This window comes from Deltaproteobacteria bacterium, assembly GCA_028818775.1.
GTDB lineage: Bacteria > Desulfobacterota > Binatia > UBA9968 > JAJDTQ01 > JAJDTQ01.
Window position 1 is genome coordinate 1 of sequence record JAPPNE010000011.1, and the last position, 26559, is coordinate 26559.

The window sequence follows — 26559 nt, forward strand, 5'->3', positions numbered from 1 at the left end:
GGAAACTCTCCACCAGCAGGGTGATGCCCACCAGCAGGCACACGGCCATGGCCAGGGACGACACCGAGAACGAGGTGTTGGCCAAGGTCGCCCCGAGGCTCCGGACTCCGTAGCGGAACCCGAAGTCCGGGATCCGGACCCGCGCGGTCAGGCGCTGGACCAACCACGGGGCGAGGAGCGGCAGGCACAGCATCACGGCGGTGGAAAGGACGAAGCCCGTGAGCCGCCAGCGCCAACCGATCAGCCAGTACCACGCCAGCGCCCCGACGACGAGCACGAGGCCGAGACGGAAGAGCACACGGACGCCGGCCATCGTCGCGGACTGCGCCGGCAAGGTATCCAGCAGCGTCCGCGTGTCCCTGCGCCACACGTCCAGGGCGGGCAGCAAGGTGCCGCTCAGGGCGCCCCCCAGGCCCGCGAACACGGCCAGTGCGAGGGTGCCGCGCGAGACCTCCAGCGACTCGATTTCCCGGAGCATGTAGACATTGGTCAGGGTGGAGCTCACCGCTTCCAGGTTCCAGACCGCGGTCCAGTAGCCCGCGAAGATTCCGATGACCACTCCCACGACCCCGAGCAACGCGGCCTCGCCCAGGATCAGGGCCAGTACCTGGCCCGGGGTTGAACCGAGGGACCGCAGCACCCCGAACTCCCTGCGCTGCCACACCAGGCAGGCGCGCATGCTGCTGAACACGAGGAACGTGCCCACCATGAGGCTCACCAAGCTCATGGCGGTAAGGTTCAACCGGAACGCGCCCAGGAGCTCCCGCGCCTGGCCGGTGCGCTCCGCCGGGGTCACCGCGTCCGCCCGGCCGCCGAGCCGGTCCTCGATGCGCGCCGCCAGCGCCGCGAGGTCGGCGCCCTCGGCGGCCGTTACGCCGATGCGGTGGAGGGTCCCGGCGCCGCCGAACAGGGACTGGGCGCCAGCGATGTCCATCACCAGCGCCCGCCGGTTTCCGGGCGCTCCCCAGCGCTCGAAGTCGATCAACGCCCCGACCCGTAGATCCCGTACGCCGGCGCCGTCACGGACCTTGAAACGGTCGCCCGGCACCCATCCCATGGCCCTTGCCAACTCCGGGGTCACCGCCGCCCAGCCGCGCCCGCCGACGGCCGCCGCACCCGGCGCGAATCCCGAAAATGCCTGCTGAAGGTCCGGGGCGGGCGCCAGCAGATCGACGCCAAGAAGCCGCGCGAACGTGCCGGGCCGTCCCTGCACCGCTACCGTGGTCTCGAAGACCGGCCAGGCCGCGGCCACGCCCGGGGTGCCCCGGACAAGCGGATAGGCCGAGTCGGGAAGGGTTCCGCCCTTGCCGGTGACGACGACGTCGGCGGCGCCGCCGATGGTATGGACGCCGGCGGCGAAAGAAGCCACGGCGCTCTGGTTGAGAATGCGGATGCTGATGACAGAGGCCACTCCCAAGGCAACGCCCAGCACGGTCAGCGCATAGAGCACCGGGTTGGTGCGCCAGTGGGCGGTCACGGTCCTGTAGAAATAGCGTACCATCACGCAAGGGCGCCTGATTCCGGCTCCAGGATGCCGCTATGGAGCCGCAGGATGCTGTCCGCCATGGCTGCCAGTTCGCGGCTGTGGGTGGCGTAGACCAGCGTCGCCTGCTCCTCCGCCACCATCCGCACCATGAGGTCCATCACCACCTGGCCGCTGGCGTCGTCCAGACTTCCCGTGGGCTCGTCCGCCAGCAACAGGCGCGGCCGCCGTAACAGCGCCCGGCAGATGGCCACGCGCTGCATCTCGCCGCCGCTCAGCCCGGCCACGGGATCGTCGGCGCGGTCCGGCAGGCCCACCCGCTCTAGCAGAACCGCCACCCGTTCCCGGAAAGAGCTTTCCCGGGCGCCGGCGATGAGCTCCGGCAGGGCGACGTTGTCCCGCACCGTCAGGTGCGGAAGGAGGTGGAACAACTGGAAGACGAACCCGATCTCGCGCCGGCGGAGCCGGGTCCGGGCGGTCTCGTTGAGACCCTCCAGGGGCGTGCCGCGCACCGCCACCGATCCGCGCGTGGGCACGTCGATGCCCGCCGCCAGGTGCAGCAGCGTGGACTTGCCGGTGCCGCTGCGGCCGACGATGGCCACGGTCCGGCCCGAGGCGATCTCGAAGGAGACGTCGCGCAGCGCGTAGCGCTCCGCGGAGCCCGCCCCGTCGTAGACCTTCGAGACGTTGACGAAGGTGAGCGCGGCCGGGTCCATCACCGCGCGCCGAGGACGTGGCGCAAACCTTCTTCCAGGGAGCCGTGGCGGTATGCATACCCGGCGGCCGTCAGGCCGGCCGGTTTGACACGGGTGCTGGCCAGGAGAAGCACGTCGGCCATCTCGCCGAAGGCCAGGCGCGCGGCGAACCCGGGCATGGGGAACAGGGTGGGACGCCGCAGCACACGGCCCAGCGTCTTGGTAAACTCGTGGTTGGTCACCGTCCCCGGGGCCACCATGTTCACCGGTCCGTCTACGGAATCCGTGGCAAGCAGGTGGGCGAGAGCCGCCACGGTGTCGTCCAGGGTGATCCAGCTCATGTACTGCCGGCCGTTGCCGATGATGCCGCCGGCCCCGAGCTTGAAGGGCGTGAGCATCTTGGCAAGAGCACCGCCGCCCGTGCTCAGCACCACGCCCAGGCGCGCGTGGACCACGCGGATGCCCTTCCCTTGCGCCGCTTCGGTGGCCGACTCCCACTCGCGGCACACGTCGGGCAGGAAACCGGCGCCGACCGGACTGGCCTCGGTGAGCTCCTCGTCGCCGCGGTCGCCGTAGAACCCGATGGCCGAGGCCGACACCAGCACCCGCGGCCGCCGCTCCAGGCCCGCCAGGGTCTCGGCCAGCAAACGCGTGCCGCGCACCCGGCTCTCCCGGATGCGGCGCTTCTTCTCCGCGGTCCACCGCCCGGTGGCGATGTTCTCGCCCGCCAGGTGGACCACTCCGTCGACACCCTCCAACGCGCCGGCGTCAAGCAGGCCGCCTTCCGGATCCCAACGCACGTCCCCGGCCTCGGGCGCGCTCCGCCCCAGCCGCACCACCTCATGGCCACCGCCGGCAAGCAACGGAACCAACGCGCCGCCCACCAGTCCCGTTGCCCCGGTCACGAGTATCTTCATCAGACGGCCTCCCTTCGTTACCCTGCCCGCATTCCTGAGATGTCAAGACTCGTCAGACAGAGCCTCGGGTACGTCATTCCCGCTTTCGCGGGAATGACGTATTGGGAGGTTGGCACCATTCTTGTCCGAGTGGAGTTTGGCACATCCTGTCTCGCGGGAATGACAGTATTGGGCCTCTACGTAAACTTCCAGTATCCCATGTTCCATAATAGCACCTCCGCCCGTTTTCCAAGGAACCCGCGCGCTGTTTGACTTAGTTACCTTGTCTCCTTAAACCTTCGTAGGCGAGGTTTGAACTACGTCACGCTGTCCGTCCTCTAACCATGCTGGAAGATTTGCTGAAAGACGTGGAGAAGCGCACCGGCTACTTCGGCGCCTACGGGGGTGCGTTCACGCCGGAGATCCTGCGCACGACGCTGGACGAGCTGATCGCGGCGTTCGAGGACGCGCGCCGGGACCCGTCCTTCTGGGAGGAGTTCCAGGCGGTCATGCGGTCCTACTCGTGCCGGCCGACGCCGATCACCCACCTGAAGAACCTCAGCGACACGCTGGGCGGGCCGCAGATCTATCTCAAGCGGGAAGACCTCAACCAGACGGGGTCGCACAAGATCAACAACGTCATGGGTCAGGGGCTGCTGGTGGCGCGCATGGGCAAGAAGCGCGTCATCGCCGAAACCGGCGCGGGGCAGCACGGCGTCGCCACCGCTACCATGGCCGCGCGGCTCGGGCTCGACTGCACCATCTACATGGGCGCGGTGGACGTGGAGCGGCAGCGCCCCAACGTGTTCTGGATGGAGCGGCTCGGGGCCAAGGTGGTCTCGGTGGAGGACGGCTCGGCGACGCTCAAGGACGCCATCAACCAGTGCCTGCGGGACTGGGCGTTCTCCATGGACGACACCCACTATGTGCTCGGCACCGCGTGCGGACCGCACCCGTTCCCGCAGATCGTCGCGTACTTTCAGCAAATCATCGGGCAGGAGTGCCGCGAGCAGATGACGGCCCTCACCGGGCGCCTGCCGGACCGAGTGTACTGCTGCGTGGGCGGCGGCTCCAACGCCACCGGCACCTTCCTGGGCTTCCTGGACGACACGGGCGTGGAACTGGTGGGCATCGAGGCCGGCGGCGAGGGGCTCGACACCGGGCGTCACGCGGCCCGGCTGGCGGGCAACGGCGGCTCTCCCGGGGTCGCCCAGGGATACAAGACCTACTTCCTCCAGGACGAGGAAGGACAGATGCGCCACACCCATTCGGTGGCCGCGGGCCTGGACTACATCGGCGTGAGCCCGATCCTGGCGTGCCTGCGGGAGACCGGCCGGGTGCGCTTCGAGGCGGCCACCGACGACGAGGTGCTGGAAGGGTTCCAGATGCTGCTGCAACGGGAAGGCATCATCGCCGCGCTGGAGAGCGCCCACGCCGTGGCCGGCGTCATCCGCGAGGCGCCGCGCATGCGCCGCGACCAGACCGTGCTGGCGACCCTGTCGGGCCGGGGAGACAAGGACATCTTCACCATCGCCGAGGCGCTGAATGACCCCGGCTGGCGGCGCTTCCTCGAGCGGAAGGCCGGCCGGTGAACCTGCGGAGCTACATACAGGACCGGCTCGGGGCGCGGAAGATCCTGCTCATGACCCACGTCATCGTGGGCTATCCGTCCCTGGACGTGAACTGGCGCATGCTTGAGGAGATGGAGCGCGCCGACGTGGACCTGGTGGAGCTGCAGATGCCCTTCAGCGAGCCCATCGCCGACGGACCGGTCTTCGCCCGCGCCAACCAGGAAGCCCTCAAGCAGGGGTTGTCCACGGTGCAGTACTTCGACTTCATGGCGCGGGCTACCCGGAAGTTCGAGTTCCCGCACCTGATGATGGGTTACTACAACACCGTGTTCCAACTCACCCATCGAACCTTCTGCGAGCGGCTGAGCAGGGCCGGAGGCGCGGGATTCATCGTGCCCGACCTTCCCATCGAGGAGTACCACGACCTCGCTCCGCTGAGCGAGGCCAGCGGGTTGACGCCCGTGGCGCTGTTCACGCCCACCAACACCGACGCGCGACTGGCCGAGATCGGCCGCCACGGCCGCGGCTTCATCTACGGCGTGGCCCGGCGCGGCGTCACCGGCCGGCGCACGGACCTCAAGGCCGGCATCGACGCGCTGGCGGCACGCTACCGCGCGGCCACGGACTTGCCCCTGGGTCTGGGCTTCGGCATCGCCGGCGGCGACGACGTGCGCCAGCTCCACGGAAGCTGCGAAATCGCCATCGTGGGCTCCGCGCTGCTGGAGCGCTGGGAGAAGGGCGGCGAGGCCGGGTACTCGGAGTTCCTCCAGGAGCTGCAGGAGGCGCGTTGCTGAGCGACAGCCCGCTGTTCTCCGGGCTGGGCAAGTGTCCCGTCCATGAACCGAGTGAATTACGAGCATGAAAGCGTCCTACATCCCTGAAACCGGCGGTCCGGAAGTCCTGACCTACGGCGACGTTCCGGAGCCCGAGATCGGCGCCGCCGATCTCCTGGTCCGCGTGAAGGCGGCGGCGCTCAACCGCCGGGACCTTTTCGCGCGGGAAGGAAGCCACGGCGTCAAGCCGCCGCTGCCACACGTGCCGGGGCTGGAGGTGGCGGGCGAGGTGGTGGAGGCCGGGTTGGAGGCGGACGGCTTCAAGGCCGGCGACCGCGTGCTGGGGCGCTGCCGGGGCGGCGGCTACGCGGAGCTGGCGCGGATGGAAGCCGCCGACGCCTACGTCTTCCCGGAGTGGATGTCCTTTGAGGAGGCAGCGTGCATCGCCGTGCCCTTCGGCACCGCCTGGCGCATGCTGGTGCGCCGCGCGCAACTCCAGCCGGGCGAAGACCTCCTGGTGATGGCCGCGGGCAGCGGCATCGGCAGTGGCGCCATCCAGCTCGGGAAGCACCTGGGAGCGCGGGTCCTCACCACCGCCGGCGCCCAGTGGAAGCTCGACAAGGCCGCGGAGCTGGGCGCCGACGCGGGCATCAACTACAAGGAATTCCCCGAGTTCAGCAAGAAAGTGCAGGAACTCACCGGCGGCGAGGGCGTGCACGTGATCTTCGAGCACGTGGGCGCGCCGGTGTGGCGTGAGTGCTTCGCCAGCCTCCGCCGCGGCGGCCGCTTTATCAACTCCGGGGTCACCGCCGGCCACCGGGTGGAGCTTCACCTGGGACAGCTCTGGACCCGCGAGCTGACCCTTATGGGCACCACCATGCGGCCGCGGGACGACATGCCCGCGGTCATGACCCTGGTGCGCGGCGGAAAGCTTCGCGGCGTGGTCTCCGAGGTGCTGCCGCTGCGCGAGGCCGCCCGCGCCCACGAGCTCATGGAGCAAAGCGAGTTCTTCGGCAAGATCGTGCTCGTGCCCTAGAATGGCGTCCTTCGACTTCGCTTCGCTACGCTCAGGACGAACGGAACTTTGGTGTTCCGCAGCAGCAACCCCACCACGCCACAGGTTTTCCAAAACCGTTCGTCCTGAGCGTAGCGAAGCGAAGTCGAAGGACGCCATCTAGAACGGATAAGAAAGATCATGCGGTTCGGGATCATGGGGACCGGCGGGGTCGGGGGCTACTTCGGCGGGCTGCTGGCCCGGGCGGGGCTGCCGGTGTGCTTCATCGCCAGGGGCGGCCATCTCCAGGCGCTGAAGGAACACGGGCTCACCGTGGAGTCGGTGGAACCCGGCGGTTTCAACGTCCGGGATGCGATGTTCACCAACGACGCGGCCGAAGCCGGGCCGTGCGACGTGATCCTCTATTGCGTCAAGACACCCGCCAACGACGCAGCCATTCCCTTCATGCGGCCGATGATCGGACCGGATACCGTGGTCATCTCGCTCCAGAACGGCGTCGACAACGGCGAGTTGCTGGCGCGCGAGTTCGGCGAGGGCCGGGTCATGGAGGGCGCCGCCTATGTCTTCAGCACCATCGGGGCGCCGGGGAAGATCCACCAGACCGGCGGGCCTCGCAAGATCGTGTTCGGCCGTCTCGGCGGGGGCGGCAGTCCCAGGGGCAGGGAGATCGTGGGCGTCATGCGCGAGGCCCAGGTCGACGCCCGCCTCTCCGAGGACATCCGCATCGAGCTGTGGAACAAGTTCATCCTCATCTGCGCGGTGAGCGGCATGACCGCGCTGACCCGGCGGCCCCTGGGCGAGGTCCTCGGCTACGACGGCACCGCGCGCATGGCGCGGGAGGTGATGCGGGAGGTCTACCAGCTCGCCCTGGCCATGGGGATCCCGCTGGAGCCGGAATCCGACGCCGCCAACTACCGCTTCATGGCGCAGCAGGACCCCGCCGGCAAGGGGAGCATGTGCCATGACCTGGAGGCGGGAAGGCGCCTCGAGATCGACTCGCTGTGCGGCTACGTGTCGCGCATGGCACGTGTGCACGGCGTCGCCACCCCGCTCAACGACTACCTCTACGATACGCTCAAGCTGGAGGACCTTCAGGCGGCGAGGCGGTTGAGGGAAGGGGCGTCATGACCGCTGTCCGCCAACACGTGGAGAAGATTCCCGTGGATCGCGGCATGCAGGTGTCCGCGGTGCTGGCCGAGCCGGCCGCGTACCGCGCTGGCCAGACCGATGTCATCGTCCTCGCCCACGGCGCGGGCACGGACATGCACCACCCGTTCATGACCTTCTTCCACGAGTCGCTGGCGAAGGCGGGCTGGCTCTCGGTGAAGTTCAACTTCCCGTACAAGGAGCTGGGCCGGAAGGCGCCCGACCCCGGCCCCCGGCTTGGGGATGCCTTCGAGCGGGTGCTGGCCCACGTGCGGGAGACTCTCCGCCCGGCACCGGGGCGGCTCTTCATCGGCGGCAAATCCATGGGCGGCCGCATCGCCGCCAACGTCGCCGCCAGGGAGGCGGACGCCGGGGAGCAAGGCCTGGCCGGTCTCGTCTTCCTCGGCTACCCGCTGCACGCGCCCAAGCGCCACGACCGGCTCCGGGCCGACAACCTCGTGAAGATCGCCGCGCCCATGCTGTTCGTGGAAGGCACCAACGACCCCTTCTGCCGGCTCGACCTGCTGGAAGAGGTGCTGAAGCAGGTCCAGGCGCAGACCCGGACCCACATCATCGAGGGCGGCAACCACGACTTCCGCGTCCCCAAGCGGCTGGGCCGCGAGCCCGAGGCCATCTGGCAGGAAGCGGTGGAAGCCATTTGCCGCTGGCGAGCGGAATGACCTACTTCGCCGCCTCCTTGCGCCGGGCCGTGTTGGTGACCACGGGCTCCATGGGCACGTCGCTGTGGGGGCCGCGGTTGCCGGTCTGCACGCCGGCGATCTTGTCCACCACGTCCATGCCTTCCACTATCTTGCCGAACACGGCGTAGCCGAAGTCGCGGGTGCCGTGGTCCAGGAAGTCGTTGTCCTTCAGGTTGATGAAGAACTGGGAGGTGGCGCTGTTGATGTCCGAGGTGCGCGCCATGGACAGCGTTCCCCGGAGATTCTTGACGCCGTTGTCGGCCTCGTTCTTGATGGGCGCGTTGGTCTGCTTCTGGTTCATGTCCGCGGTGAAGCCGCCGCCCTGGATCACGAAGCCGGGAATCACCCGGTGAAAGATGGTGCCGTCAAAGAAACCGGCATCGACGTAATCGAGAAAGTTCTTCGCCGTGATCGGCGCTTCCTCGGACATGAGCTCGATCGTAATATCGCCCATCGAAGTGGAAAAAATCACCACAGGCCTGTCTCCTCCCTCTGCTGTTGGGCCGAACGCCGCAGCGCCCAGAAACAAAACGAATGCCGCTACAAGGCACTTGAGTGCCGTCCCTTGCTGTCTCAAGGAATACCTCCTGGTGTAAAGTCCGCGGTCCAATCCTCTCCAATCAAGCCTCGCCCGCGGGCTGCTCGTCCGTCGCGATGCGGTCGAGTATCCAGTCCACGACACGGGGCTTGCCCAGTATGACGTCGAAACGGCGCGCGCGCGGATCGTTTCCCGCCCGCTCGGAGCACACGTAACGGCCGCCCGCCTCCTCCATCAGCACCTTGCTGGCCACGGTGTCCCAGAGGCGCAGGTCATAATCCACCATGGCGCCGACGGAGCCGTCGAGGGCAAGGGCGTGGCCGAAACAGTCCGTGTAGGTCCGCACACCGGGATGCGCCCGCATCAAGGTATCGAACACGGACGGCAGGCCGGCGCTGACAAACTGCTGGCGGTCGCCGATGCCGATGATTTCCTTTTCCAGCGCCTCGTCCCCGGAAAGGTCCTGCAGCGCCACCACCCGGCCGTTGCACCGGGCGCCGAGGCCCCTGGCCGCGCTGTAGGTCTTGTCCAGCCCCGGCAGGTCGATGATCCCGAGGACCGGATCGTCCCCCTGGAGCAGCGCCAGCAGCGTGCCGTAGAGCGGCACCCCGTGGCGGAAGCTCTTAGTGCCGTCGATGGGATCGATGACCCAGGTGAGGGCGTCGCCGCCCCCGGTTTCGGGCAGTTCCTCGCCGATGACGCGATGCGTGGGATAGCGCGCGGCCAGCAGCGTACGGACCTTCTCCTCAACCGCGATGTCGACGTCGGTGACGAAGGTGCCGTCGGCCTTGGAACGGTGCGTGAAGCCCTTCTCCAGGGCGGCACGGATCAGGCCGCGGGTTTCCCGGACGATGCCGAGGGCCTCGGACAGAAGGTCCTTCAGGTCGGCCGCCGCCGGCACGTGGTTCACTCCGGAATCCTCCCCGCGCACCGCGGCATGGCCTCCTTGCGCCCCATGGACGGAGTATACACGCTGCCTGAAGGACAGGGAAACGAGGGAGGGTCCGGCGGGGGTCCGACGGTGGACGGGCGGGGGTTGCGGCTGTTACGGTGGACACAGGCCGCCGCCGACTCCTGAGCGCAGCGCCAGCGGCGACAAGTCAAGCGGCGCCGGTTGCGGCTGATGCGGGCAGTCACCGGCAGCGAGGAGGTTTTCCATGGACCACGCGATCTATGCCATGACCGTCGGCATCGCGGAGAACTGGCGCCGATCGGGCATCATGCCGTGCATTCGCAGCGACGCGGAACGGGACGAGCCGGTGCCCTACATCATCTGGTGCATCGAGACTCCGGACGGCCCGGTGGTGGTGGACACCGCCTACCATCCGGATTACGTCCCCGTGGAGTGGGCGCAGGGGAACCAGTTCCGCGAGCCGGCCCAGCTTCTGGGCGAACTGGGAATCCGCCCGGAGGACGTGGCCACCGTCATCGTCACCCATTTCCACGTGGACCACTTCACCGGCTTCGACTTCTTTCCCAAGGCCAACTTCGTCATCCAGAAGGAAGAGTACGAGTTCTGGACCGGCCCCATGATGCGCTTCGACTACCTCAACAACCTGGTACGGCCCAAGGTCCGGCCGGCACTGCAACGACTCGTGGACGACGGCCGCGTCACACTGGTGGACGGGGACCATGAGCTGGCCCCCGGCGTGGAGTTGCTGAAGGCGGGCGGACACACCCCCGGCTCCCAGATGGTGGCGGTGGACACGGCCGGGGGCAAGGCGGTGCTGTGCGGCGACATCGCCTACACCTACCGGAACCTGCGCGAACGCATTCCGGTGGGCTGGTACTTCAACCTGCCCGACTCGGTGCTGGCGCTGGACCGGGCGCTCCGGACCGCGTCGCGCCCGGAGCTGTCGTTTCCCAACCACGACCCCAAGCTCATGGACGGCAAGCGGGTGATCCGGGTGGCGTGAGCGGGGTGGCGCGGGCGAGGGGAACGCATGACCGGCGGAACTCACGGGGCGCGCCGCATCGGCGTCATCTCGGACACCCATGGCTTGGTGCGGCCCCAGGCGCTGGCGGCGCTGCGCGGCTCCGAGCTGATCATCCACGCGGGGGACGTGGGCGCGCCCGAGGTGCTGGAGCGCCTCCGTGCGCTGGCCCCGGTGGCGGCGGGGCAACGTGGACCGGGGCGCGTGGGCCGACGAGTTGCCGGAGGAACGCACCGTCGAAGTGGACGGCGCGCGCATCCACGTCATACACAACGTCAAGGCCATGACCGCGACACCGGAAGGCTGCCGCCTGGTGATCAGCGGCCACTCGCACAAACCGTCCATCCAACGGCGCGACGGGGTAGTCTACCTGAATCCGGGCAGCGCGGGGCCCCGGCGCTTCACCCTTCCGGTGGCCGTGGCCACCATCCGGCTGACCCGCCGCGGCGCGCGGCCCAAACTGGTGGAGTTGACGGTTTGACAGGGCACCGAGGAACCCGGATCGCCTGCCGCCGGACAAATTGGCGCCCTTCGACTTCGCTTTGCTACGCTCAGGGCGAGCGGGACTGTTGATTCAGTCTCCCATAATTGACCGTTCGCCCTGAGCGTAGCGAAGCGAAGTCGAAGGGCGCCCGCATTATTGACCACAATCTTCCCAGGAGAACACACATGGACCTGGACCGCGCGCTGACGACGGCGCGGGAGGCAGCGCACCTGGCCGGGGAGAAGCTCCTCTCCTACTACGCGTCGGACTACGACATCCACCACAAGAGCGGCGGCAACCCGGTCACCACCGCGGACATCGAGGCCAACGAGGTGCTGCACGAAGCCCTGCTGGGAGCGTTCCCGGAAAGCGGCTGGCTGTCGGAGGAGTCCGCCGACAGCCCCGAGCGGCTGGAGAAGGAGTGGGTGTGGATCGTGGACCCGCTGGACGGGACCATGGAATTCATCCGCGGGATCGACGAGTTCGCCGTTTCCGTGGCGCTGGTGCAGGGCACGGCGCCGGTGGTGGCGGTGGCGTACAACCCCGCGACCGACTGCATGACGCATTGCCGCCGCGGCTTCGGCACCTTCGCCAACGGACAGCCGGTGCGCGTGTCCGGCCGCGCCAAACTGGAGGGCGCTACAATGGTTGCCAGCCGGAGCGAGACCCGCCGGGGCCTTTTCGCGGAGTTCGATGGAATCCTGAAGATCAAGCCCACGGGCAGCATCGCCCACAAGCTCGCCGAGTTCGCCGGCGGCCGCGGCGACCTGATCATCAGCCTGCGGCCGAAGAACGAATGGGACGTGTGCGCCGGGGTGCTGTTGGCGGAAGAAGCCGGTGCCAAGGTGACCGACCTGGACGGCCGGCCGTTTGCATTCAACCAGGCGGACACGCTGCGCAACGGCGTCATCGCCGCCAACCCGTCGCTCTACCCGGAAGTGTACCGCCTCGTCGCCGGGCGCAGGCGCTAACGCCCCGGATACGTCATTCCGCATCCGGGTCCGGTTCGGTGACTTCTCGCAGCAATTCCAGAGCCTCTTCGGCTTCCTCTTCCGGCACCTGGATGGTGGCGGCCACGCCGGCCGAGCCGAACCCGCCCCACAGCGGCCCCACCGGCAAAAGGCTCAGCGCCGATTCGCCCTGCACCACGTAGGTGATGCCGGCGCTGTCGAGGACGGACTTGACCACGGCCAGGGTGGTGACGTCTACCGTCCGAAACACATCTACATAGGCCATGGTGCTCCCGGGAGGTTGCTAAACCGTTCGCTCTCGGCCGGCGGCCAAAAGGCCGGTTGCCGGCTCTTCCAACGCGCTCGGGTCGGGATTCACGGCTGAACCGGCGATGTCCAGCACCAGCCGGGTGACCGAGATGCGCCCGCCCAGGCACACGTCCACGTCCCGGCCGGGCTGCCGCGGACGCTTGCGATACTCCGCCTGGTAGATGAACGCGCCGTCCTCCTTCCGGTAGGCCACGCCCAGCGGCCGCGTGTCCAGGGGACAGACCACGGCGTCCACCTCTCCATCCTCGGCCGAGTGCGGCATGTTGGCGTTCCAGTACTCGCCTTGCGAAAGGTCCGAAGCCAGAAGCCGCCCGAGCAGCACCGCGGCCCTGCGGAACACGGCCTCCCAATCCAGTTCCAGGCCCTTGGCGACGTACTGGGAAATGGCCAGCGCGCGGCAGCCCAGCAGCGCGCCCTCCCGCGCGGCGGCCACCGTGCCCGAAATATAGACGTCGGCCCCGAGGTTCGCTCCCCGGTTCACCCCGGCCAGCACCCAGGACGCATCCGGAACGATCTCCGTGAGCCCGATACGGACGCAATCCGCGGGCATCCCCTCCACGCTGTAATGGCACGCGTCGCGCTGCTCCACCGGAATGGGCCGGTCCGTGGTCACCTGGTGGCCGACACCGGACTTCCCCACGGCCGGCGCCACCACCACCGGCTCGCCCCACTCGCGCACCGCCCGCTCCAGCACGTCGAGGCCGGGCGCGTCGATGCCATCATCGTTGGTCAACAGGAACTTCACCGCTACATCCGCTCCAGCGGCCGGATGCCGAGGATCGTGAGGCCGCTGCGGAGCACCTGCTTCACCGCGGTGAAGAGCAGCAGACGGGCCTGGGCCTTGCCCGCTTCCTCGCCCTTGACGCGCAGCACCGCGTAGCTGGCGTGCAGGCCGCGCGCCAGCTCCAGCAGGTAGTTGCACAGGACCGAGGGTTCGTAGAGGCGTCCCGCCTCCCTCAAGACGTCGGGGTAACGCGCCACCAAGCCCACCAGCCGGTGCGCCTCGGGCTCCACCAGCGGGCTCACGTCCGCCTCCGGGTCGGGCTCGATGCCGCAGTTGCGCAGGATGCCGGCGATGCGCGCATGGGCGCTCATGAGGTACGGGCCGGTGTCGCCGTCGAAGGAGATGGCCAGGTCCCAGTCGAAGCGGTAGTCCTTGATGCGCTGCTTGGACAGGTCCGCAAAGAAGATGGCGGCGATGCCGACGGCCTCGGCCACGGTCTCCTCGTCCTCCAGGTCGAGCCGTTTCTCGATCTGGCCGCGCATGTACGCCAGCGCCCGGTCCCGCGCCTCGTCCAGCAGCTCCTCCAGGTATATGACGTTGCCCTTGCGGGTGGACATGCCCTGGACCAGCCCGAAGTTCACGTGCACGCAGTCCTTGGCCCAGGGGTGACCGAGCAGCTTCAACACGGTGAACAGCTGCCGGAAGTGCAGCGACTGGCCGCTCGCCACCACGTACACGATGCGGTCGCAGCCGTAGGTGTCGTGCCGGTACCTGGCGGCGGCCACGTCCCGGGTGAGGTAGAGGGTGGTGCCGTCGGCCTTCTCCAGCAGGGCCGGCGTGTCGATGCCCTCCGCCGAGAGGTCGATGATGAGCGCCCCTTCCGACACCGTGGCCAGGCCCTTGGCGTGGGCTTCCTCGATGACCGCGTCCATCTTGTCGTTGAAGAACGACTCGCCGGTGTAGGAATCGAAACGCACGCCGAGCCGCTCGTAGATCCGCTTGAAGTAGTCGAGGCTGGTGTCGCGGATTCTGCGCCACAGCGCCAGCGCCACCTCGTCCCCGGCCTCCTGGCGGCGGAACCATTCCCGCGCCTCCTCCACCAACTCCGGGGCGCCGTCCGCCTCCTCGTGGAACTTGACGTACAGGCGGTTGAGGCTCATCAGGTCGTCGGCATCCTCGGGCCTTCCGAACCGCTTGAGGCCCACGATCTGCCTGCCGAACTGGGTCCCCCAGTCGCCCACGTGGTTGATGCCCACGACCTTGAAGCCAAGGGCCTCGAAGATACGCACCAGCGCGCCGCCGATGATGGTGGAGCGCAGATGGCCCACGTGGAAGGGCTTGGCAATGTTCGGGGAGGAGTAGTCGATGGCGATGGTGTGGCCGGCGCCGTCCCGGGAACAGCCGTACGCCTCACCCGCCGTGACCGCCTCGCGCAACACCGCGTCGGCGTAGCGCGTCCGGTCCACCGACAGATTCACGTAGCCGCCCAGGGCCTGGGCGCCGTGCAGCAGCTCCAGGTCTCCCGCCGCCTTCTCGGCGATCTCCTTCGCGATGGCCGGCGGCGCCTTGTGCAGCTTCTTGGCGAGAGTGAAGCACGGGAAAGCGAAATCGCCCATGTCCGGCTTCGGCGGCACCGTCAACATGCGTTCCACCGCGTCGCTCTCAAGCTCCGCGTGCCGGGCGATGACCCGGGCCGCCTCCCCGCGGAAATCCTCGACCCTCATGACGCGTTCCGTCCCGTGCTTTCCACCGACATCATCCTGCCGAGTCTAACACAAAGGTGCACACGTGAGCAGGGAGGGGCTGATGACAAGGTGCAGGGGCGGGGTTCCAACCCGCCCGCGGCTCGAACACGTGCAGCGAGCCTGTCCGAGTAAAGACGGCTTTCCTGGACAAGTGCCGCGCTTTTCGAGTATCTGTGGTTCGCGAGTCGCCGGAGCGACGCATTCATGTGCGTTCAAAGGAGCAGCCATGGCCAAGACGAACAAACATGAGAAGAAGACGAAGGACTCGGTCCGTGACGGCGCCGGGGCGGCCGCGCACCGGCAAGAGAAGATCGACAACAAGCGTTACGAGAAGGAGCTTCTCCGGCTCCAGATCGAGCTGGTGACCATGCTCGAATGGATCAAGCAGAACGGGCTGAAGGTGGTGGTGCTGTTCGAGGGTCGCGATGCGGCGGGCAAGGGTGGCGTCATCAAGCGCATCACACAGCACTTGAGCCCGCGAATCTGCCGCGTCGTAGCGTTGCCGGCGCCCACGGAACGCGAGCAGACCCAGTGGTACTTTCAGCGTTACGTACCCCACCTGCCGGCCGCCGGGGAGATGGTGCTGTTCGACCGGAGTTGGTACAACCGCGCCGGGGTCGAGCGGGTCATGGGCTTCTGCACCAACGAGGAATACCAGGAGTTCCTGCGTAGCTGCCCGGAGTTCGAGCGCATGCTGGTGCGCTCCGGCATCAAGCTGATCAAGTACTGGTTCTCGATTTCCGACGAGGAGCAGGAAAGGCGCTTCCAGAGCCGCCTCAAGCTCACGCACAAGCGCTGGAAGCTGAGCCCGATGGACCTGGAATCACGGCGGCGCTGGGTCGACTATTCAAGGGCCAAGGACGAGATGTTCGCCCACACCGACATCAAGCAGGCCCCGTGGTACGTGGTTGAAGCGGACGTGAAGAAACACGCGCGGCTGAACTGCATCAGCCATCTGCTGAGCCAGATCCCTTACGAGGACCTGACACCCGAACCCATCAAGCTGCCGAAACGCACGGATGCCGGCGCGTACGTCCGCCCGCCCATCACGGACCAGACCTTCGTCCCCGCTGTTTATCCCGGAAAGCACGAACAGTCTTGACCGAGTTTCACTTTCGGCGTCCGGTCACGGGATGCCCGTGCAAACGGATTAGTCCTGGAGCGCCGGCGCCACGTGGCGGCTGAAGCGCTCCATGGAGGCGAGGACCTTGTCCTGCTTGAGGCCGCCGAAGTGGAAGCAGAGGCCGATGTGGGTGGGGCCCACCACGTCGATGATGGCCTTGAGGTGCTCGATGCAGGTGTCGGGGCCGCCGAACACGCCGCGGTTGTCCTGCACCATGGCGTCGTAGCCCAGGCGCGCGTAGATCTTGTCCAGCATGGGCACTCGGGCGGGGTCGAGGCGCACCTCGTCGAGGGCGAACTCGCGCCAGCGGTGCCAGGCGTCCTCCACTTCGGCCCGGGCCTGGCCGTCGTCCTCGCCTACGTAGATGGGGTACATGACGAAGACGTCGTGGTCTTCCTCGGAGTACCCGGCTTCCCGCAGGGTTTCGAGATAGACTTCGATGCGCGGACGCTGCTCGGCGTTGCTGCCGATCCACGGCAGCGTCATGAGGTGGTAGCCGTGGCGGCCGATCATGCGGAAGTTGTCCAGGTCGCGGTTGGCAGTCACGTAGACGGGCGGGTGCGGCTGCTGGTGCGGCCTGGGCCGCACGGTCATGCCATGGTAGCTGAAGTACTCGCCGTCCCACTCCACGGTCTCCTCGGTCCAGGCCATGCGGATGACGTCCAGGGCTTCCACCATTCGCGGCTGCGCGGTGGGCCAGTCTTGCCCGTACACCTCGTACTCGTGGGGGCTCATGCCCCGGCCGGCGCCGAAGAGCAGGCGTCCGCCGGAGAGGAGATCGAGCATGGCGTAGTCCTCGGCGATCTGCAGCGGGTGGTGCATGGGCACGAGCGACACCGCGGAGCCAAGGCTCAGCCGGCGTGTGCGTTGCGAGGCGGCGGAAAGCAGCATCTGCGGGCTGGGCATCATGCCGCCGAAGAGCCGGAAGTGGTGCTCGGTGACCCACAGGCTGTCGAAGCCCAGGCTCTCGGCGGCGTCGATCTGTTCCAGCCAGCGAGCGTACAGTTCCCGCGAATCGCCGTCGAGTTCCGGGACGTAGGTGTTGAGCAGGTAGTATCCGAACTTCATGGCTATCCTTGGCTTTCCAGCGCCTTGAGCCTTTCCTTCAACACATCGAGGTCCGGCCCGATCGGCTCCAGTGCGTCGGTGGACAGGTCGACGCTGCCCACCTGCTTCAACCCGTGGCCGGTGACGTTGCACACCACCATGTCGTCGGCAGCGATGACGCCCTCGCCCCGCAGGCGGATGGCGGCGGCCAGGGACGTGGCGGCGGCGGGCTCGGCGAAGATGCCGGCCATGCGCGCCAGCAGCCCTTGAGCCGCGAGGATCTCCTCGTCCGACAGCGCCACGCCGGTGCCGCCGCTGGCGCGCACGGCGCGCAGCGCGCGCAGTCCCAGCGCATGCGGGTTGCCCACCTGGATGCTCTCGGCCACCGTGGCCCCCGCGCTCACCGGCTCCACGGTGGCGCTGCTGCTCTCCAGCGCGGCGACGATGGGCGCGGCGGCCGCGCTCTGGGCCGCCACCAGCCGGGGGAAGCGGTGCGCCCAGCCGAGGCCGTGCAGCTCCTGGTAGCCTTTCCACATGGCCACGAGGCCCGCGCCTCCGGCGGTGGGGTGGATGATCCACTGGGGCACGTGTTCGTCCAACTGGTCGAACAGCTCGAAGGCGTAGGACTTCTTGCCCTCGTTACGGTACGGGTTCGTCGACAGGCAGTCGTACCAGCCGAACTCCTTGACCGCGGCGCGGTAGAACGCGCCCATGCCGTCGAGGTCCGCGTCCACCGTCACCACGGTGGCGCCGCAGGCGCGCGCCTGGATCACCTTGGCCGCGTCCGTGCCCGCCGGCACCATCACCACGCTGCGCATGCCCGCCGCCGCGGCATAGGCCGCCACCGAGGCGGCGGCGTTGCCGGTGGACGAGACCGCCGCTGTGTCGAAGCCCAGCTCCACGGCCCGGGAGATGCCCACGCTGTTGCTGCGGTCCTTGAGGGAGCCCGAGGGAAGCAGCGTGTCATTCTTGACGTAGAGACGCTCCATTCCCAGGTGCGCGCCCAGCCCGCGGCAACGGGTGAGCGGGGTGTACCCTTCTCCCAGGGACACCACCGAACCGCGGTTCTTCACAGGGAAGAAATCGAACCAGCGCCACAGGCTCTTGTCGGCGCTGGTGCGGATGACGCGCACGTCGGAGCGGGTGAGGTGACCCAGGTCCACGTGCGCCTCCAGCACGGCGCCGCAGGCCCCGCACGCGAAAGTGTCGTCGGTCACCGCCTCCCAGCCGCACTGCGGACAGCGCAACGCCGCGATCCTGCCCATGACCCCCTCAGGCCCCGGCTTCCCGGGCGTCCTCCCACAGCACCTCGACGGGATGGAGCGCGCGGCGTCCGGTGAGATGCTCGATCTGCTGCCGGCAGGAGATGCCCGAAGCCACCACCCGCGCGTCCTCCGGGGCTGTCTCCACCGCGGGCACCAGACGGCGGTTGGCGATGGTGACCGACACGTCGTAGTGTTCCTTCTCGAAGCCGAAGGACCCGGCCATGCCGCAGCAGCCGGAGTCCACTTCGCGCACCTCGTGTCCGGCGTCGCGCAACACCGACACCGTCGGCGCCATGCCCACCAGCGCCTTCTGGTGGCAATGGCCGTGCAGCAGCACCGGCGGCCGGGGCGAGCCGCCGTTCGTCAACGAGCCCACGACGCCGTCGCGCGCAAGCAGCTCCTCGATGAGCAGCGTCTGGCCCGCTACCAAGCGCGCCGGCTCGTTGCGCAGCAGGTCGGGGTATTCGTCCCGCAGGGTCAGGATGCACGAAGGCTCCAGGCCCACCACGCGCACCCCCTGCTCCACGTGAGGCAGCAGCCGGGCGACGTTCCAGGCGGCGTTGTCCTTGGCTTCCTGCAGCATGCCCTTGGAGATCATCGGCCGCCCGCAGCAGCGCCGCGGCACGGTCATGACGCGGTAGCCGCAATGCTCCAGCAGCCGCGTGGCCGCCACCGCCACGTCGGGGGTGTTGTAGGTGTTGAAGGTGTCGTGGAACAGGATCACCGAGCCGCGGGAGCCGTTGCCCGCGGCGGCGTGCCTCTTCCACCAGTCGTCGAAGTTGTGGCGCGCGAAGCTCGGCAGCGGGCGCCGGCGGTCGATGCCCAGGAGCCGGTCCAGGAGCCAGCGGCTCACCGGGTTGGCGTTGACCCGGTTGGCCACGGGCGCCAGTACCGACCCCCAGCGGCTCAGGGAACCGATGCGCCCGAACAGGCGGCTGCGCAGGGACACGCCGTGGACCTGCTGGTAATGGTGCAGGAACTCGTACTTGAGCTTGGCCATGTCCACGTTGGACGGGCATTCGGCCTTGCAGCCCTTGCATTCGAGGCACAGGTCCAACACCTCGTGGAGCCCTTCGCCGCTGAACTCCGAGCGCGGCACCTTGCCCGACAGCACCGCGCGGAACGCGGTGGCGCGTCCGCGGGTGGAGTGCTTCTCCTCCAGCGTGGCCATATAGGACGGGCACATGGTGCCGCCCAGGGTCTTGCGGCAGGCGCCGGTGCCGTTGCACATCTCCACCGCGGCCACGAAGCCCCCCTGGTCGCTGAAATCGAGCATGGTCCGGGGCTGCCAGGTCTTGTAGGACGTGCCGTAGCGGAGCGAATCGGTCATGGGCGGGGCGTCGACGATCTTGCCGGGGTTCAGCAGGTTGTGCGGGTCGAACAGCCGCTTGACCTTGCGGAATTCCTGGTACAGCTCGGGACCGAAGAGCTTCTCGTTCAGGTGGCTGCGCGCCAGACCGTCGCCGTGCTCGCCGGACATGGCGCCGCCGAACTCCATCACCAGGTCGGAGATCTCGCGCGAGATCACCGTCATCTTCTCCACCTCGCCCGCCTCCTTGAGGTTGATGAACGGGCGGATGTGCATGCACCCCACCGAGCAGTGGCCGTAGTAGCCGGCGCGCACGCCGTGGCCGCCGAGGATCTCGCGGAACCGCTTGATGAACTCCGGCAGCTTCACCGGGTCCACGGCGGTGTCCTCGACGAAGGCGATGGGCTTCTTCTCGCCCTTGACGCCCAGCAGGAGCCCCAACCCTGCCTTGCGCACGCCCCAGATCCGGTTCACCTCCCCCGGCTCGTACGCCACCGACGCCGCGTAGCCCATGCCCTCACGCTGCCGCAGCGCCTCCAGCCGGTCGACCTTGTCGCGCACTTCCTCGGCGGTGTCGCCGTCGTACTCCACCATGAGGATGGCGTCGGGATCGCCCTGCACGAAGCCCAGGCGCTTGGACTGCTCGATGTTGTTCCGCGCCAGGTCCAGGATGGGCTTGTCGGTCAACTCCATGGCGTAGGGGTTGGTGGCGAGGATCGCCTCCGACACCCCGAGCGCGTCCTGGAGGTCGTGGAAATGGAGGACGTCCAGCGCGGTGAACCTGGGCTTCGGCACCAGGCGCATCTTCGCTTCCACCACGCACGCCAGGGTCCCCTCGGAGCCCACGATCAGGCGCGCGAGGTTGAACGGCTGGTCCTTGGTGAACTCGTCCAGGTTGTAGCCCGAAACCCGGCGCATGAGCTTGGGATAGCGCTCGGCGATGAGCGCGCCGGCGGACTCCACCAGGGGCGGCAGGTCGCGGTAGATGCGGTTCTCGAGTCCCTTGCCGTCCTGCTTGGCGGCGAGAGCGCCGGCCGGCAGGTCGCGCAGCACCACCTCGCTGCCGTCCGCCAGGAGCACGGTCAGCTCCAGCACGTGGTCCAGCGTCTTGCCGTAGACGATGGAGTGGGCGCCGGCCGAATTGTTGCCAATCATGCCGCCGATGGTGGCGCGGTTGGAGGTGGAGGTGTCCGGGCCGAAGAGCATGCCCATGGGCGCCACGTGGGAGTTGAGGGCGTCCTGCACGAGGCCCGGCTGGACCCGGCACCAGAGTTCTTCCCGGTTCACCTCCAGCACCTGGTTCATGTACTTGGAGAAGTCCATGACGATGGCGTGGCCCACGGTCTGGCCCGCCAGCGAGGTGCCGCCGCCCCGGGCCAGCACAGGCACCCGGTGCTTGTTGGCCACCTCGATGACCGCCTGGACGTCTCCCTTGTGGCGGGGTACGACGACGCCCACGGGCTCCACCTGGTAGATGGACGCGTCCGTGGCATAGAGCAGCCGCGAGTAGGCGTCGAACCGGACCTCCCCCTCCACGCGCTTACGGAGCTCGGCCTCGGTGTCCCGGTAGTCCTGTGAAGCTTCACGCGCCATCGGCAATTCTCCTCGCGGCTACCATAGCACGAATCGGGTGACGATTTCCCAGCCCGGCAAACATGCCCCGAAAGCCCGGAAATATTTGCATTCCGGCAGGTTCTGGGTTATCCACGTCTGCGTGAGAACGCCTTCCCGGCCGCGGCTACCTGTTCCTCCAAAGGCGTACCGCGGCACGGGCCAAGGCGGAAGGTTCCCATGACACGCTTCAGGATTTCACTGCTCGCGGCGTTCATGCTGCTCTGGACCTTGCCCGCGACCGCGGCCCAACGGGTCGCCCTGGTCATCGGCAACAGCGCGTACACGCGCATAGCCGCCCTCGACAGCCCCGTGAACGATGCGACCCTGATGGCGGCGGCCCTCCGGAGAGTCGGTTTCGACGTCATCGACGGGACCAACCTGACGAAGGAGGCGATGGAGTCGGCCATCATCGACTTCGGCCGGCGCCTGCGCGGAGCGGGACCCCACGCCCAGGGGCTGTTCTACTACTCCGGACACGGTGTCCAGTCGCGCGGGGTCAACTACCTGATCCCACTGGACGCGCCCATCACCCAGGAAAGCCACCTGGCGATCAAGGCGGTGCCCGCGTGGTGGGTGCTGGACCAGATGGACGACGCGCAGAACCAACTGAACCTCGTGGTGCTGGATGCCTGCCGCAACAACCCCTTCAAGGTCGGTACGGACAAGAACCCCATCGGCCGGGGCGGGTTGCAGGTGATTGACGCCCCCACCGGCACCTTGATCGCCTACGCCGCGGCCCCGGGCAAGATCGCCTATGACGGCCGCGGAGTGAACTCGATCTACTCGCCGTTCACCGAGGCGCTGGTCGAGGCCATGGCGCTTCCCAACCTGCAGGTGGAGGACGTCCTCAAGCGGGTGCGAAAGACCGTGCGGGAAAGGACCGAGAACCGCCAGCAGCCGTGGTGGGCAAGTTCGCTGGAGGGCCGTTTCGCCTTTCGCGTCGGGTCTTCGAACGGAGTATCGCACGATACGGAAGCCTCCGCCGCGGCGCCTGTTGCATCCGGCGCGGGAACGCGCAACCGGGGTTTCATCCGGCCGGTGGTCCTCGACGACGCCGACAGCCGCTTCTGGCTGAAGGTCAAGGGGAACTGCGCTCTTGTGGACGAGTACTACAAGCGGTATCCCAACGGCCGGCACATCTCCGAGTACTGGGAAAGAAGACGCGAGTGCGCTGCCGCGCCGTAGCGTTCCCAACCCCCACCCTCCTCCACATCGTTCCAACCACCCCGCCCCGCGGGTCAGTGCAGGACCACCGCCAACAGGTCGCGTGGCGCGCGGTCGACCATGACGGCGGCGGCCTCTTCGGTCTCCTCGGACACGGGGACGATGGTGCACTTGCCGCTGCGGCCCCCGTTGCCGTCCTGTCCGAACCGCCCGGCGTTGCCCTCGCTGCCGCCGGCGCCGCGTTCGGGCCTGTTCGTGTAAGGGTCGCTCGCGGCGTAGTCGTCGATCTCCGGGATGTCGCCCGGCGCCCCCGGCCTTCCCGGCGCCCCGTCACGGCCGCCGGCGCCACCGAAGCCGCCGGCGCAGTCGAGCACGAACGCGGTCTCGAGTTCACGGGTGGCGAGGATCACCGTGATGTCCCCGCCCTCGCCGCCGTTGCCCCCGTTGCCGCCCTCGCCACCGTCACCCCCATCACCGCCATCGCCCGAGAAGTAGCCGTCCCCCCCGGTCCCACCCCGACCGCCGTCGCCGCCACCGCCACCGCCACCCCCGTCGCCGCCCCGGCTGAGGATGGTGACGGGCGGGTCGTGCAGACGGCGGATGTAGTAGGCGGGCGGCTTTCCGGGGGCGCGCACCTCGAACAGCACCAGACGTTCCAGGGCATCGAGCGTGCGCACCTCGCGAGCCACTACCCGGAGGTCCGGGCCGTAACCGCCATGCGTCCCGTGCTGGCCGTAACCGCCGCGGCCGCCGGGCCTGCCGTCGCCGGCGCGCCCGAACATGCGGCCGTTGTCGCGGCCGCGCGCCCCGTCGCGACCCTTCCGTCCGGCGCTGCCGTCCCGTCCCGGCCTCCCCGTGAAGGAGAGCACGTCCTGTTTCATGAGCGGGACGATGCTGAGGAAGTCGGGCGCGTACCGTTGCCGGATGGACAGAGGGGAGGCCCGGGACGCGCCGCGGTAGTTCACCGAGACGACAAGCGAGCGGCCGATCAGCGCCCTGGGCTCGGCGAAGCGCACCACATGGGTCTTGGGCTCGTAGACCCCGTTCTCCACCCGAACGGCCAACCGGGCAGGCGGCAGCGGGTACGTGTCGTCGAGGTGCGATCCGCGGCCCTCACGTCCCAGGACCCAGCTCCTTCCGGCGGCATCCTTCACCCGGAGGTCAAGTCTGGCGCTTCCGCCCGGTATGATCGTTCGGACACCGGCCAGCGGCCCGGCGAACTCCATGGACGCCACCGCGTCGCGATCCGGTCCGCGCCAGATGGCCGGATCGTTGTCGAAACGGAGACGCCTCGACGGACCTGCGTCGCCGTACGCGACGGCCGCGTCGAACGGCTCTTCGCTGTCCGGAACCGCCGCGACCAGCGTCGTCCAGTCGTCGCCGGCGCGGGCGAAATGGGTAAGCCCGACCGTAAGCCTCGAGCGCGGGATGGGGAAGTCGGCGTCGAACGGGGTGAAGCTCCGCCCTTCACGGTCGTGTGCGGCGATCTCGAGCCGGTACCGTTCGCCCGGGATGAGCGCGGTGCCCGGGCGGATCTCGTGTTCCTTGTCCTCGTGCTTCCATAAAAGCCGGACGTGGAACTCGGTCACGTCCTCCGGCTCCGGGCCCTCGATGCGGGCGAAGTCGGGACGGTAACGCCGGACGGCCCGGATTTCCGGCGCGGCCGCCAGGGAGACAATGATCTCGTAGCCGGTCTCCGGAATCCGCCCACGGTCCGCGCTGAGGCGAACCTGTCCGGTGTCGCGATCGTAGTCCCCCCCGCGCACGGCGACCAGGAAATCCGCGGCGTTCTCGAGACGGCGCTTCCTTCCCTCGCTGTCCGTGACGGTGACGTCACCGATGGACAGGGTGGAGCCCGGCAACACCAGCGAACCTTCGGCCGGGGCCGCGGGTGGGTGGAAGCTCAACGCCGCCGGGGGTGGCTGGGTGGCGGCACAACCCGAGAGGAGCCACAACGCCCACAGGCACAGCGGCGGAAGGAGCGCTTGCAGCCGGGCCCGGCGCGGCCGGAGAGAGAAGTTCGAGGGCGCCATCACAACGGATCGATGCTGCCTTGAACTCAACGACGCCGCGGAACGATCTCGTATTCGAGTTGGCCCACCGTCCAGTTGTCACGGAGCGCCGCGCCGGCCTTTCCGGCGGGGCCGCTGGCGCCCAGCACTTCGGAGAGCTCCACCACGTAGGCCTCCGGTCTCGAGATGACCAACAGGTCCTTGTGCCGTGAAGACAACTCTTCAAGCGCCGCGCTGTCGTCCGAGACCACCGCGATCAGCATGCCCCGGCCGATGGGCGGCAAGGCCTGGACGCGCAACCCGGATTGTCTTCCCGGCAGGACCACACGCTCGCCCGCGCGGATTCTTTTCGGCACGCCGGCCTGCACACTCAGACGATTGGGGAAGAGCTGGTACAGGCGTCCGGCCGTATCCACGTCCAGCAGCACCAGGTTCCCGGCCCGCTCGCTCTCCACCACCACTTCGATGTCGTCGCCCACGAGGACCTTGGAACCAGGCCGGATCTCGATCCGGACGCTCCCCCGCCCGCCGGCGGCCCGCGGTTGCTCGGACTCCGGCCGATCCGACCGGGGCCGCGCCAGCAGGTCCCTGGCAAAGCTGGCGGTGGCGGACAAACGCTCGGCGTTCGCCGCCGCGAACACCGGCTCGTCGAGACGGCCCGCCGAGGCAAAGAGCTGCGGCGTCAGCCCGCGCGCACAGTCGGCGACATGCCGTTCGCAATACGCGTTGGACGCCTCCACGAGGTATTGGCGCAATTCCCGCACCGTCACCGTGCCATCCGTGTTCGCGTCGGCCTTGCCTTCCTCAACTCCTCTCAGGAACAACCGTGTAAAGACACTACCACGATCGACGCTGCCGCCGGGCCATGCCGGTACTTCCCGGGCCACCAGTGCCGGCTGGTCCACCCGCGACGCGGCCCATACCGTCATCCCCGGATGAATGGAAGCGAGAAACGACTCGGGCTCCCCCGCGCCCGCGGAACGGCCGATGCTCTTGGTCGCGGCAACCCGGTCCAACGCTCCGTCCGCAAGTCGGGGAGACTTTACGTACATGGGTTCGTCCGGGCTTCCGGCCGCCGCGCCCGCGTGGCCGGTATCGAGCACCACGTGCACTCGACGGTCCGTGAGCCGGCCGAGCAACGTCGCCATCTCGTCGTCCGTGATCATGCCCGCGAGTTCCCCACGGCTGCCCAACGACGCATCCGCCGGCACCAGCGTCTCTTCGCGCCCATCGCCTTCGTCGCCGCCGGAGTCGAGCTGCTGGAATCCGTGCCCGCTGAAGTAGAGAAAGACCTCGTCACCGGGCTTGGTGCCGTCCACCAGCCAGTCCTGGATTTCGCCCAGAATACGGCCGCGCGTGGCGTCGCCGTCCAAGAGCAGCTTGACATCCTCGTAGTGGTAGCCGAGTTGGCGGATCAGAAACGCCCGCATCTCCCGGGCGTCGTTCACCGGAGCACCGAGCAGACCGGTCAGGTAGCGGTAGGCGTCCACGCCGATCAACAGGGCGCGTTTCCCGGAGGCGCTGGACGGCGTGACCATGCCAAGGTTCACGATCTCGACCCTCCGGTTGCGCGGGTCCTCGGGCGGGACCCCGCGGATGGGCAGGCTCTCCCCGAAGCCCACCTCCACCAGCCGTTCGGAGGCGATTCCCGTGGCAGCGGCGATATGCCGCTTCACCGCGCGCGCCCGGCGCAGCGACAGGCTCCTGTTGTAGTCGTCGCTTCCGGTACTGTCGGTGTGTCCCTGGATGGAGAATGAACGGGCCTGGAGAGATTTCGCCCCCAACGCCCTTGCCAGCTCGGTCAACTGCGTGTGTGCGGTGGCGGTCAGGCGGTCGGAGTCGAACTCGAACTGGATCGCCGGCAGGGTGATCCGGAAACCCTTGGTCAGTCCCTGCGCGATCTCCCCGGAACGGATGATCTCGCCCGTGTTCGCATGCCCCGCCGACACGGTCCCGCCGAGACCGCCCGTGGCGACCACTGCCCAAAACCCGACAGCAGTGCCCCAAACGCAACGCACACGCCTGCCGAGCGTCATGCTC

Annotated in this window: 22 protein-coding genes and 1 pseudogene; 10 read left to right on the forward strand and 13 right to left on the reverse strand. The window is 68.3% G+C overall.

Translation table 11 applies throughout. From position 1 onward, the window contains the following. From OXU42_00870 to OXU42_00880, 3 genes are all read right to left on the reverse strand, one after another. The coding region (locus OXU42_00870; GenBank protein MDE0027942.1) for an ABC transporter permease at positions 1-1501 on the reverse strand (1501 nt) is incomplete at its 3' end. Then, positions 1501-2199 (reverse strand): ABC transporter ATP-binding protein, encoded by a 699-nt coding sequence (locus tag OXU42_00875; protein ID MDE0027943.1) that lies wholly within the window; start codon positions 2197-2199, stop codon positions 1501-1503. The genes OXU42_00870 and OXU42_00875, both read right to left, overlap by 1 nt. Next, positions 2199-3095, reverse strand: a complete 897-nt coding sequence (locus tag OXU42_00880; GenBank protein MDE0027944.1) for a TIGR01777 family oxidoreductase — start codon at positions 3093-3095, stop codon at positions 2199-2201. Before OXU42_00880 ends, OXU42_00875 begins: the two co-directional genes overlap by 1 nt. Positions 3096-3418: 323 nt before the next feature. Here OXU42_00880 and trpB point away from each other — a divergent pair, with 323 nt between their 5' ends. The 5 genes from trpB to OXU42_00905 all read left to right on the forward strand — a co-directional run bounded on the left by trpB (position 3419) and on the right by OXU42_00905 (position 8259). Next, entirely contained in the window at positions 3419-4666 is a 1248-nt protein-coding gene (gene trpB, locus OXU42_00885) for a tryptophan synthase subunit beta (protein MDE0027945.1), read from the forward strand. Next, positions 4663-5439, forward strand: coding sequence for a tryptophan synthase subunit alpha (gene trpA, locus OXU42_00890; GenBank protein ID MDE0027946.1), 777 nt, complete (start codon positions 4663-4665; stop codon positions 5437-5439). The genes trpB and trpA overlap by 4 nt, the downstream gene beginning before the upstream one ends. A gap of 64 nt (positions 5440-5503) precedes the next feature. Beyond that, positions 5504-6454 (forward strand): zinc-binding dehydrogenase, encoded by a 951-nt coding sequence (locus OXU42_00895; GenBank protein MDE0027947.1) that lies wholly within the window; start codon positions 5504-5506, stop codon positions 6452-6454. A 159-nt stretch (positions 6455-6613) separates the two neighbouring features. Continuing rightward, positions 6614-7561 (forward strand): 2-dehydropantoate 2-reductase, encoded by a 948-nt coding sequence (locus tag OXU42_00900; GenBank protein MDE0027948.1) that lies wholly within the window; start codon positions 6614-6616, stop codon positions 7559-7561. Further along, on the forward strand, positions 7558-8259 hold the full coding sequence (locus OXU42_00905) for an alpha/beta hydrolase fold domain-containing protein (protein MDE0027949.1): 702 nt from the start codon (positions 7558-7560) through the stop codon (positions 8257-8259). The genes OXU42_00900 and OXU42_00905 overlap by 4 nt, the downstream gene beginning before the upstream one ends. Before the next feature lies 1 nt (position 8260). Here OXU42_00905 and OXU42_00910 read toward each other — a convergent pair whose 3' ends face one another. Both OXU42_00910 and OXU42_00915 read right to left on the reverse strand, forming a co-directional pair. Next, positions 8261-8809: a peptidylprolyl isomerase gene (locus OXU42_00910; GenBank protein MDE0027950.1), complete on the reverse strand. Its 549-nt coding sequence runs from the start codon at positions 8807-8809 to the stop codon at positions 8261-8263. Positions 8810-8900: 91 nt separating this feature from the next. Beyond that, entirely contained in the window at positions 8901-9728 is an 828-nt protein-coding gene (locus tag OXU42_00915) for an inositol monophosphatase (GenBank protein MDE0027951.1), read from the reverse strand. Between the two features lie 247 nt (positions 9729-9975). On the opposite strand from OXU42_00915, the gene OXU42_00920 reads away from it, so the two are divergent. The 3 genes and pseudogenes from OXU42_00920 (at position 9976) to OXU42_00930 (ending at position 12207) form a co-directional block, all read left to right on the forward strand. Then, positions 9976-10734, forward strand: coding sequence for an N-acyl homoserine lactonase family protein (locus OXU42_00920; GenBank protein ID MDE0027952.1), 759 nt, complete (start codon positions 9976-9978; stop codon positions 10732-10734). Positions 10735-10761: 27 nt separating this feature from the next. Further along, positions 10762-11233 (forward strand): annotated as a pseudogene (locus OXU42_00925) (metallophosphoesterase family protein). Between the two features lie 188 nt (positions 11234-11421). Continuing rightward, entirely contained in the window at positions 11422-12207 is a 786-nt protein-coding gene (locus tag OXU42_00930; GenBank protein ID MDE0027953.1) for a 3'(2'),5'-bisphosphate nucleotidase CysQ, read from the forward strand. A gap of 13 nt (positions 12208-12220) precedes the next feature. On the opposite strand, the gene OXU42_00935 is transcribed toward OXU42_00930, so the two are convergent. Genes OXU42_00935 through argS form a run of 3 tightly spaced genes read right to left on the reverse strand, consistent with a single transcriptional unit; the run spans position 12221 to position 14964 of the window. Further along, positions 12221-12472 (reverse strand): DUF2007 domain-containing protein, encoded by a 252-nt coding sequence (locus tag OXU42_00935; protein MDE0027954.1) that lies wholly within the window; start codon positions 12470-12472, stop codon positions 12221-12223. A gap of 18 nt (positions 12473-12490) precedes the next feature. Continuing rightward, entirely contained in the window at positions 12491-13261 is a 771-nt protein-coding gene (surE, locus tag OXU42_00940) for a 5'/3'-nucleotidase SurE (GenBank protein ID MDE0027955.1), read from the reverse strand. A gap of 2 nt (positions 13262-13263) precedes the next feature. Then, a complete protein-coding gene (argS, locus tag OXU42_00945) occupies positions 13264-14964 on the reverse strand; it encodes an arginine--tRNA ligase (GenBank protein MDE0027956.1) in 1701 nt (566 codons plus the stop codon). Positions 14965-15211: 247 nt separating this feature from the next. On the opposite strand from argS, the gene ppk2 reads away from it, so the two are divergent. After that, positions 15212-16087: a polyphosphate kinase 2 gene (gene ppk2 / locus OXU42_00950; protein MDE0027957.1), complete on the forward strand. Its 876-nt coding sequence runs from the start codon at positions 15212-15214 to the stop codon at positions 16085-16087. A gap of 48 nt (positions 16088-16135) precedes the next feature. Here the strand turns inward: ppk2 and OXU42_00955 are convergent, their stop codons facing one another. Genes OXU42_00955 through OXU42_00965 form a run of 3 tightly spaced genes read right to left on the reverse strand, consistent with a single transcriptional unit; the run spans position 16136 to position 21322 of the window. After that, positions 16136-17176: an LLM class flavin-dependent oxidoreductase gene (locus OXU42_00955; protein MDE0027958.1), complete on the reverse strand. Its 1041-nt coding sequence runs from the start codon at positions 17174-17176 to the stop codon at positions 16136-16138. Between the two features lie 2 nt (positions 17177-17178). Beyond that, positions 17179-18420, reverse strand: coding sequence for a threonine synthase (locus OXU42_00960; protein MDE0027959.1), 1242 nt, complete (start codon positions 18418-18420; stop codon positions 17179-17181). 7 nt (positions 18421-18427) lie between these two features. After that, positions 18428-21322, reverse strand: coding sequence for an FAD-binding protein (locus OXU42_00965; GenBank protein ID MDE0027960.1), 2895 nt, complete (start codon positions 21320-21322; stop codon positions 18428-18430). A 198-nt stretch (positions 21323-21520) separates the two neighbouring features. Here OXU42_00965 and OXU42_00970 point away from each other — a divergent pair, with 198 nt between their 5' ends. Continuing rightward, positions 21521-22528: a caspase family protein gene (locus tag OXU42_00970; protein ID MDE0027961.1), complete on the forward strand. Its 1008-nt coding sequence runs from the start codon at positions 21521-21523 to the stop codon at positions 22526-22528. A 53-nt stretch (positions 22529-22581) separates the two neighbouring features. Here the strand turns inward: OXU42_00970 and OXU42_00975 are convergent, their stop codons facing one another. Together OXU42_00975 and OXU42_00980 are read right to left on the reverse strand one after the other, a co-directional pair. Further along, positions 22582-24540, reverse strand: coding sequence for a hypothetical protein (locus OXU42_00975; GenBank protein ID MDE0027962.1), 1959 nt, complete (start codon positions 24538-24540; stop codon positions 22582-22584). Positions 24541-24566: 26 nt separating this feature from the next. Further along, a complete protein-coding gene (locus tag OXU42_00980; GenBank protein ID MDE0027963.1) occupies positions 24567-26555 on the reverse strand; it encodes a caspase family protein in 1989 nt (662 codons plus the stop codon). Positions 26556-26559 lie beyond the last annotated feature (4 nt).

Coding starts and splice junctions, on each gene's coding strand:
- OXU42_00875 (MDE0027943.1), bottom strand. CDS start 2,199: ATGGACCCGGCCGCGCTCACCTTCGTCAACGTCTCGAAGGTCTACGAC.
- OXU42_00880 (MDE0027944.1), bottom strand. CDS start 3,095: ATGAAGATACTCGTGACCGGGGCAACGGGACTGGTGGGCGGCGCGTTG.
- trpB (MDE0027945.1), top strand. CDS start 3,419: ATGCTGGAAGATTTGCTGAAAGACGTGGAGAAGCGCACCGGCTACTTC.
- OXU42_00895 (MDE0027947.1), top strand. CDS start 5,504: ATGAAAGCGTCCTACATCCCTGAAACCGGCGGTCCGGAAGTCCTGACC.
- OXU42_00900 (MDE0027948.1), top strand. CDS start 6,614: ATGCGGTTCGGGATCATGGGGACCGGCGGGGTCGGGGGCTACTTCGGC.
- OXU42_00905 (MDE0027949.1), top strand. CDS start 7,558: ATGACCGCTGTCCGCCAACACGTGGAGAAGATTCCCGTGGATCGCGGC.
- OXU42_00920 (MDE0027952.1), top strand. CDS start 9,976: ATGGACCACGCGATCTATGCCATGACCGTCGGCATCGCGGAGAACTGG.
- OXU42_00930 (MDE0027953.1), top strand. CDS start 11,422: ATGGACCTGGACCGCGCGCTGACGACGGCGCGGGAGGCAGCGCACCTG.
- OXU42_00935 (MDE0027954.1), bottom strand. CDS start 12,472: ATGGCCTATGTAGATGTGTTTCGGACGGTAGACGTCACCACCCTGGCC.
- argS (MDE0027956.1), bottom strand. CDS start 14,964: ATGAGGGTCGAGGATTTCCGCGGGGAGGCGGCCCGGGTCATCGCCCGG.
- ppk2 (MDE0027957.1), top strand. CDS start 15,212: ATGGCCAAGACGAACAAACATGAGAAGAAGACGAAGGACTCGGTCCGT.
- OXU42_00955 (MDE0027958.1), bottom strand. CDS start 17,176: ATGAAGTTCGGATACTACCTGCTCAACACCTACGTCCCGGAACTCGAC.
- OXU42_00960 (MDE0027959.1), bottom strand. CDS start 18,420: ATGGGCAGGATCGCGGCGTTGCGCTGTCCGCAGTGCGGCTGGGAGGCG.
- OXU42_00965 (MDE0027960.1), bottom strand. CDS start 21,322: ATGGCGCGTGAAGCTTCACAGGACTACCGGGACACCGAGGCCGAGCTC.
- OXU42_00970 (MDE0027961.1), top strand. CDS start 21,521: ATGACACGCTTCAGGATTTCACTGCTCGCGGCGTTCATGCTGCTCTGG.
- OXU42_00975 (MDE0027962.1), bottom strand. CDS start 24,540: ATGGCGCCCTCGAACTTCTCTCTCCGGCCGCGCCGGGCCCGGCTGCAA.
- OXU42_00980 (MDE0027963.1), bottom strand. CDS start 26,555: ATGACGCTCGGCAGGCGTGTGCGTTGCGTTTGGGGCACTGCTGTCGGG.